Raw genomic sequence first — 5,788 nt, 5'->3', positions numbered from 1 at the left:
GTCCCCGTCCTGTGCAAGGTCGCGCCTGCGATCGGCGACGTCCATCTCGAGGACGTACACCGCGCCGGGGGCATCATGGGCATCCTCGGCGAGCTCGACCGCGCGGGCCTGCTCGACGTGGAACAGCCGACCGTGCACGCGACCACGATGGGCGAGGCGTTGGGGCGGTGGGACGTGGCGCGGACCAACAGCGAAAGCGTGCGCGAATTCTTCCGCGCGGCCCCCGGCGGCGTGCCGACGCAGGTCGCCTTCAGCCAGTCGCGCCGCTGGGACGAGCTCGACGTCGATCGCGAGCGCGGCGTGATCCGCTCCGCCGCCCACGCCTTCAGCCAGGATGGCGGGCTCGCGGTGCTGTTCGGCAATCTCGCGCCCGAGGGCTGCATCGTGAAAACGGCGAGCGTCGACGACAGCATCCTGACCTTCACCGGCACCGCGCGCGTGTTCGAAAGCCAGGATGCGGCGGTGGTCGGCATCCTGGGCGGAATGGTCAAGGAGGGCGACGTGGTCGTCGTCCGCTACGAAGGGCCGCGGGGAGGCCCGGGCATGCAGGAAATGCTCTATCCGACGAGCTACCTGAAGTCGAAGGGGCTGGCCAAGAGCTGCGCGCTTCTGACGGACGGACGCTTCTCGGGCGGGAGTTCGGGCCTGTCGATCGGACACGTCTCGCCCGAGGCGGCGGAAGGCGGGCTGATCGCGCTGGTCGAGCATGACGACCTGATCGCGATCGACATTCCCAACCGCGCGATCAACCTGCTGGTCGACGACGCGACCCTTGCCGCCCGCCGCGAGGCGATGGAGGCGCGGGGGCCGAAGGCGTGGAAGCCGTTCGGCCGCAAGCGCGTGGTGTCGAAGGCGCTTCAGGCTTATGCCCTGCTGGCTGGGAATGCATCGCGGGGGGCCGTGCGCGTCCTGCCCGACGAATAAGACCGCAATCAGTTAGTTACGTTTCTTATCATTTTGTTAAGCGGCGTTGCCTTACCAGACGGTCTCCCAGGGGTGGGGCATTCTTCGACATGTTCAACGCGATCGACGTCGCGACGCTGCAGCTGTGCACGGTCATTGCCAGCGCGGCCTATGCGCTCGTATTTTTCTGTCTTTGGCTCAACCGCCGTGCCGGCCGGCATATGCTGCATTGGGCGGCGGCGTGGGCGCTCTACGCGCTGACGATCGCGGGCTTTGCGACGGTTCCGCTCGTCGGGCAGAGCTGGCTGACCCAGCCGCTCTATGTCGGCCTGTCCTTGTCGAGCGCCCTGCTCGTCTCGGGCATCCGGGCGTTCGATGGCGACGCCCCGTTCCCGCCCTGGATGGCGGGTGTCGTCCTCGTCCCGCTTTTCATGCATGACGGCCCGCGCGTGCTCGCGGCGGCCGGCGTCCCGCCCGGCTGGGTCGCGACCCGCATTGCGGATACGGTCGGCCTTGCCGTCGCGACGGCGATCCTTGGCTGGGCAGTGCTGATGCGCGCGAAGGACGAACGACACCTCGTCGGTCGCCGCATCGCCGGCTTCGCCCTGCTCGCTTACGTGCCGGGCTATTGCGTGGCGATCGCTGGCCTCGTTCTCTCGCCGCAGACCGACTTCCTGACGCGCATTCCGATGCTGCTCGATCCGATGTTGGTGGCGATCATCAGCCTCGGCCTGCTGGCGATGGTCGGCGAGCGCGCGCAGCAGGCCTTGCGCGACGCCGCGTTGCGCGATCCTCTGACCGGCGCGTGGAACAGGGGCGGCCTGCTCGCGGCGGAGCCCCGGCTCGCCCGTGCCGGCACCGGTATCATCGCGATCGATATCGATCACTTCAAGGAGATCAACGACCAGCACGGCCATGTCGCCGGTGACGCCGTGCTCTGCGTACTGGCGGCCGAAGCGATGCGACTGGCCGCCGCGCGGGGGGGGCACGTCGCCCGCATCGGTGGCGACGAGTTCGTCGCGATCCTGCCCGACGGCCGCTTCGCCGGCGCGGTCGAATTCAGCGAGGCACTGCGTGCGGCCATCCATACGTCCGACGCCCTTCCGGTCTGGACCATCAGCCTGGGTGCCTCCGTCATCGCGCCGGGTGAAACGATGCTCGGCGCCGCGATCGCCCGCGCCGATGCGACCTTGTATCGCGCCAAGACCGCCGGACGCGACCGGCTCGTGGCGTAACGCCCCTCCAAAACCCGTCGATCCTGGTGTAACAGAAGCGTCATCGAAGGATCATAGGGCGCTGGGACGGTTCAGCGCCGTCTCTCGCCCAGGGGTTCTTACATGTGGAAGCAGTTTGTCGCGGGCGCTGGCGCCGTCGCGTTCGCCGCTGTGGCGTCGGCGGCGGACATTGCCGGCGCGGGCGCGAGCTTCCCTGCCCCGCTCTACGCCAAATGGGCCGAACGCTATAAGGCCGAGACCGGCATCCTGCTCAACTATCAGGCGATCGGCTCGGGCGGCGGCATCAAGCAGATCAGCGCCAATACCGTCGATTTCGGCGCGAGCGACAAGCCCCTCAAGCCGCGCGAACTCGCCAAGCGCGGCCTCTATCAATTTCCCACGGTGATCGGCGGCATCGTCCCGATCGTCAACCTGCCCGGCCTCCGCCCCGGCCAGCTCAAGCTGACCGGCCCGTTGCTGGCGGACGTCTTTCTCGGCAAGATCCGCCGCTGGAACGCGCCGCAGATCGCGGCGGTCAATCCGGGCCTGCGCCTGCCCAACCTGCCGATCACGGTCGTGCATCGCTCCGACGGGTCGGGCACCAGTTTCCTCTTCACCTCCTACCTCGCGCTCCAGAGCCGCGACTGGCAGGAACAGGTCGGCGCCAACGACGCGGTCCAATGGCCGACCGGGATCGGCGGCAAGGGCAATGACGGCGTCTCCGCCTTCGTCAAGCAGACCGGCGGCGCCATCGGATATGTCGAATATGCCTATGCCAAGCAGAACGGCTCGGCATCGGTTCTGCTGCGCAACAAGGCCGGGCGGTTCGTGCCGCCGAACGCGCGGACCTTCGCGGCGGCGGCGGAAAGCGCCAACTGGCGGCGCAGCCCGGGAAACCATCTCGTGCTGGTCGACCAGCCCGGCGCGATCGCCTGGCCGATCATCGGCGCGACCTTCATCCTCGTTCATCGCGATCAGCGCGACGCGGCGCGCGGCGCATCGGTGCTCAAATTCTTCGACTGGGCCTATACGCATGGCGATGCGCAGGCGGCGGCGCTCGACTACGTCTCGGTGCCGACGCCGGTCGAAAACCTGCTCAAGCGGCAGTGGGCGCGCGTGATCACTGCCGGCGGCAAGCCGGTCTACGCCCCGGCGGCACGATGAGCGCGACCGCCGATATCGCGCCCGTGCCGCGTGGCGCGCCGCCGGGACACCGCGCGGGCGAACTGATCTTCCGGTTCGCGTGCGGCATGGCGGTGACCCTGCTTCTCGCCGGCTTGGCGGGCGTGGTCGTGAGCCTGTTTCTCGGCGGCCTCCCCGCCTTCCGTGCGTTCGGATTCGGCTTTCTCACCTCCACGTCGTGGAATCCGGTGACGGAGGTCTATGGCGCGGCCGGACCGATCGCGGGAACGCTGATCACCGCCTTCCTTGCGCTGATCATCGCGCTGCCGCTGGCGATCGGCGTGTCCGTCTTCCTGGTCGAATTCTGTCCCCGTCCGCTGGCGCGCCCGATCGCGGTGGCGGTGGAGCTGCTCGCGGGCATCCCCTCGATCGTCTACGGCATGTGGGGACTGTTCGTGCTGGCGCCGTGGTTCGCCGCCAACATCCAGCTGCCGATCGTGCTGGGTTCCGAACCGGGCAGCCTGCTCGACCGCATCTTCTCCGGTACGCCCAACGGCGCCAACATCTTCACCGCCAGCCTGATCCTCGCGATCATGATCCTGCCCTACATGGCGGCGGTCTTCCGCGAACTGTTCCTGACCGTGCCCGCGCAGGTGCGCGAGGCGGCCTACGGCCTCGGCTGCACGCCGTACGAGGTCGTGCGCGCGGTGGTGATCCCCTATGTCCGGCGCGGCATGATCGGGGTGGTGATGCTCGGCCTAGGCCGGGCGCTGGGCGAGACGATGGCGGTCACCTTCATCATCGGCAACGCCCACCGTTTCCCCAATTCGCTGTTCGACGGCGGGTCGACCATCGCCTCCACCGTCGCGAACGAGTTCGCCGAGGCGACGGGCGAGCTGCACGCCGCGTCGTTGCTCGCGCTCGGCTTCCTGCTGTTCGTGATCACCTTCGCCGTGCTCGCAGTCGCGCGCCTGCTGCTGCGGGAGAAAGCGTGATGGATCGCGCCGGGCGCCGCCGCGTCGCCAACCGCGTGTTCATCGGGCTTTGCGGCGCGGCGACGGCGGTCGCGCTCGCCTTCCTCGCCATGATCCTGTGGGCGCTGGTGTCGAAGGGCATTGCCGGGATCGACGCCATGACCTTCACCGCCGACCAGCCCGCCCCGGGCTCCGCCGGCGGCCTGCGCAACGCGATCGTCGGATCGATCATCATGTGCGGGATCGCGATGCTGATCGCGCTGGTGGTCGGCATTCTGGCCGGCACCTGGCTCGCCGAATATGGTGCGGGGACGAAGCTGGGTCAGGTCGTCCGCTTCCTCAACGACGTGCTGATCTCCGCGCCGTCGATCCTCGTCGGCCTGTTCGTCTATCAGTTGCTGGTCGAGCCGTTCGAGGGCTTTTCGGGCTATGCCGGCGCGGTCGCCCTTGCCTTCCTCGCCACGCCGATCGTCGTCCGCACGACCGAGGACATTCTGAGCCTCCAGCCCGGCGCGCTGCGCGAGGCGGGGATGGCGCTGGGCGCCAGCCGCGCGTTCGTCATCCGCAAGATCATCTGGCGCGCCGCGCGCACGGGCCTGCTCACCGCCGGCCTGCTCGGCTTCGCGCGCATTTCGGGCGAGACCGCGCCGCTCCTGTTCACGAGCCTCGGCAACCAATTCTACACCGCCGATCCGTCACAGCCGATGGCCAGCCTGCCGACGACCATCTTCCAGTTCGCTTTGTCCGCCTATGACGATTGGCAGCGGCTGGCCTGGGCGGGCGCGCTGCTGATCGCGGCGGCCGTTCTCTTCATCAACATCGTCGGGCGCCTGCTCGCCCGGGAGACGCATCGTCCATGACCGACACGGCCACCCTGCCGACCCCGGCCAATCCGGCGGGCGAGGAGCAGTTCATGACCCGCCCGGCGGGCGAGCTCGTCCTCGACGTGCAGGGCCTCAAATTCTTCTACGGCGCCAACGAGGCGCTGCATGGCGTCGACCTCCCGATCGAGCGCAACGCCATCACCGCTTTGATCGGCCCGTCGGGGTGCGGCAAGTCGACCCTGCTGCGCACGCTCAACCGCATCTACGCGCTCTATCCGGGCCAGCGCGCCGAGGGGCAGATCCTGCTCGATGGCGAGGAAATGCTGACCGGGGGCGATCCCGCCGCGCTGCGCGCGCGCATCGGCATGGTGTTTCAGAAGCCGACGCCCTTCCCCATGTCGATCTACGACAATGTCGCGTTCGGCGTGCGGCTCTACCACCGGAAGAGCCGCGCCGAGATGGACGCGGTGGTCGAGAACGCGCTTCGCCGCGCGGCCCTGTGGGATGAGGTCAAGGACAAGCTGACCACCTCCGGGCTCGGCCTGTCGGGCGGCCAGCAACAGCGGCTGTGCGTCGCGCGCGGCATCGCGGTCGAGCCGGAGATCCTGTTGCTGGACGAGCCCGCCTCGGCGCTCGATCCCGTGTCGACCGCCAAGCTGGAACAGACATTGGTCGAGTTGAAGCGCGACGTGACGATCGTGATCGTCACCCACAATCTGCAGCAGGCGAGCCGTATTTCCGATCACACCGG

At 68.5% G+C, this 5,788-nt stretch carries 6 protein-coding genes; all 6 read left to right on the top strand.

Translation table 11 applies throughout. The features are described from left to right. Positions 1-924: dihydroxy-acid dehydratase (locus ACOJSF_RS02640; protein WP_420140679.1), on the top strand; the 924-nt coding region annotated here is incomplete at its 5' end. Between the two features lie 89 nt (positions 925-1,013). Next, complete coding sequence (locus ACOJSF_RS02635) at positions 1,014-2,138, top strand: GGDEF domain-containing protein (RefSeq protein ID WP_420140678.1); 1,125 nt, start codon at positions 1,014-1,016, stop codon at positions 2,136-2,138. A 102-nt stretch (positions 2,139-2,240) separates the two neighbouring features. Next, positions 2,241-3,281 (top strand): phosphate ABC transporter substrate-binding protein PstS, encoded by a 1,041-nt coding sequence (pstS, locus tag ACOJSF_RS02630; protein ID WP_420140677.1) that lies wholly within the window; start codon positions 2,241-2,243, stop codon positions 3,279-3,281. Beyond that, complete coding sequence (gene pstC, locus ACOJSF_RS02625; RefSeq protein WP_420140676.1) at positions 3,278-4,234, top strand: phosphate ABC transporter permease subunit PstC; 957 nt, start codon at positions 3,278-3,280, stop codon at positions 4,232-4,234. The genes pstS and pstC overlap by 4 nt, the downstream gene beginning before the upstream one ends. After that, positions 4,234-5,073, top strand: coding sequence for a phosphate ABC transporter permease PstA (pstA, locus tag ACOJSF_RS02620; protein ID WP_420140675.1), 840 nt, complete (start codon positions 4,234-4,236; stop codon positions 5,071-5,073). Before pstC ends, pstA begins: the two co-directional genes overlap by 1 nt. Next, positions 5,070-5,788: phosphate ABC transporter ATP-binding protein (locus tag ACOJSF_RS02615; RefSeq protein ID WP_420140674.1), on the top strand; the 719-nt coding region annotated here is incomplete at its 3' end. The genes pstA and ACOJSF_RS02615, both read left to right, overlap by 4 nt.

The organism is Sphingomonas sp. (assembly GCF_048594985.1).
Classification (GTDB): domain Bacteria; phylum Pseudomonadota; class Alphaproteobacteria; order Sphingomonadales; family Sphingomonadaceae; genus Sphingomonas_I.
The sequence above is the reverse complement of the archived record's forward strand: the minus strand, read 5'-3'. Positions and strand labels throughout refer to the sequence as shown.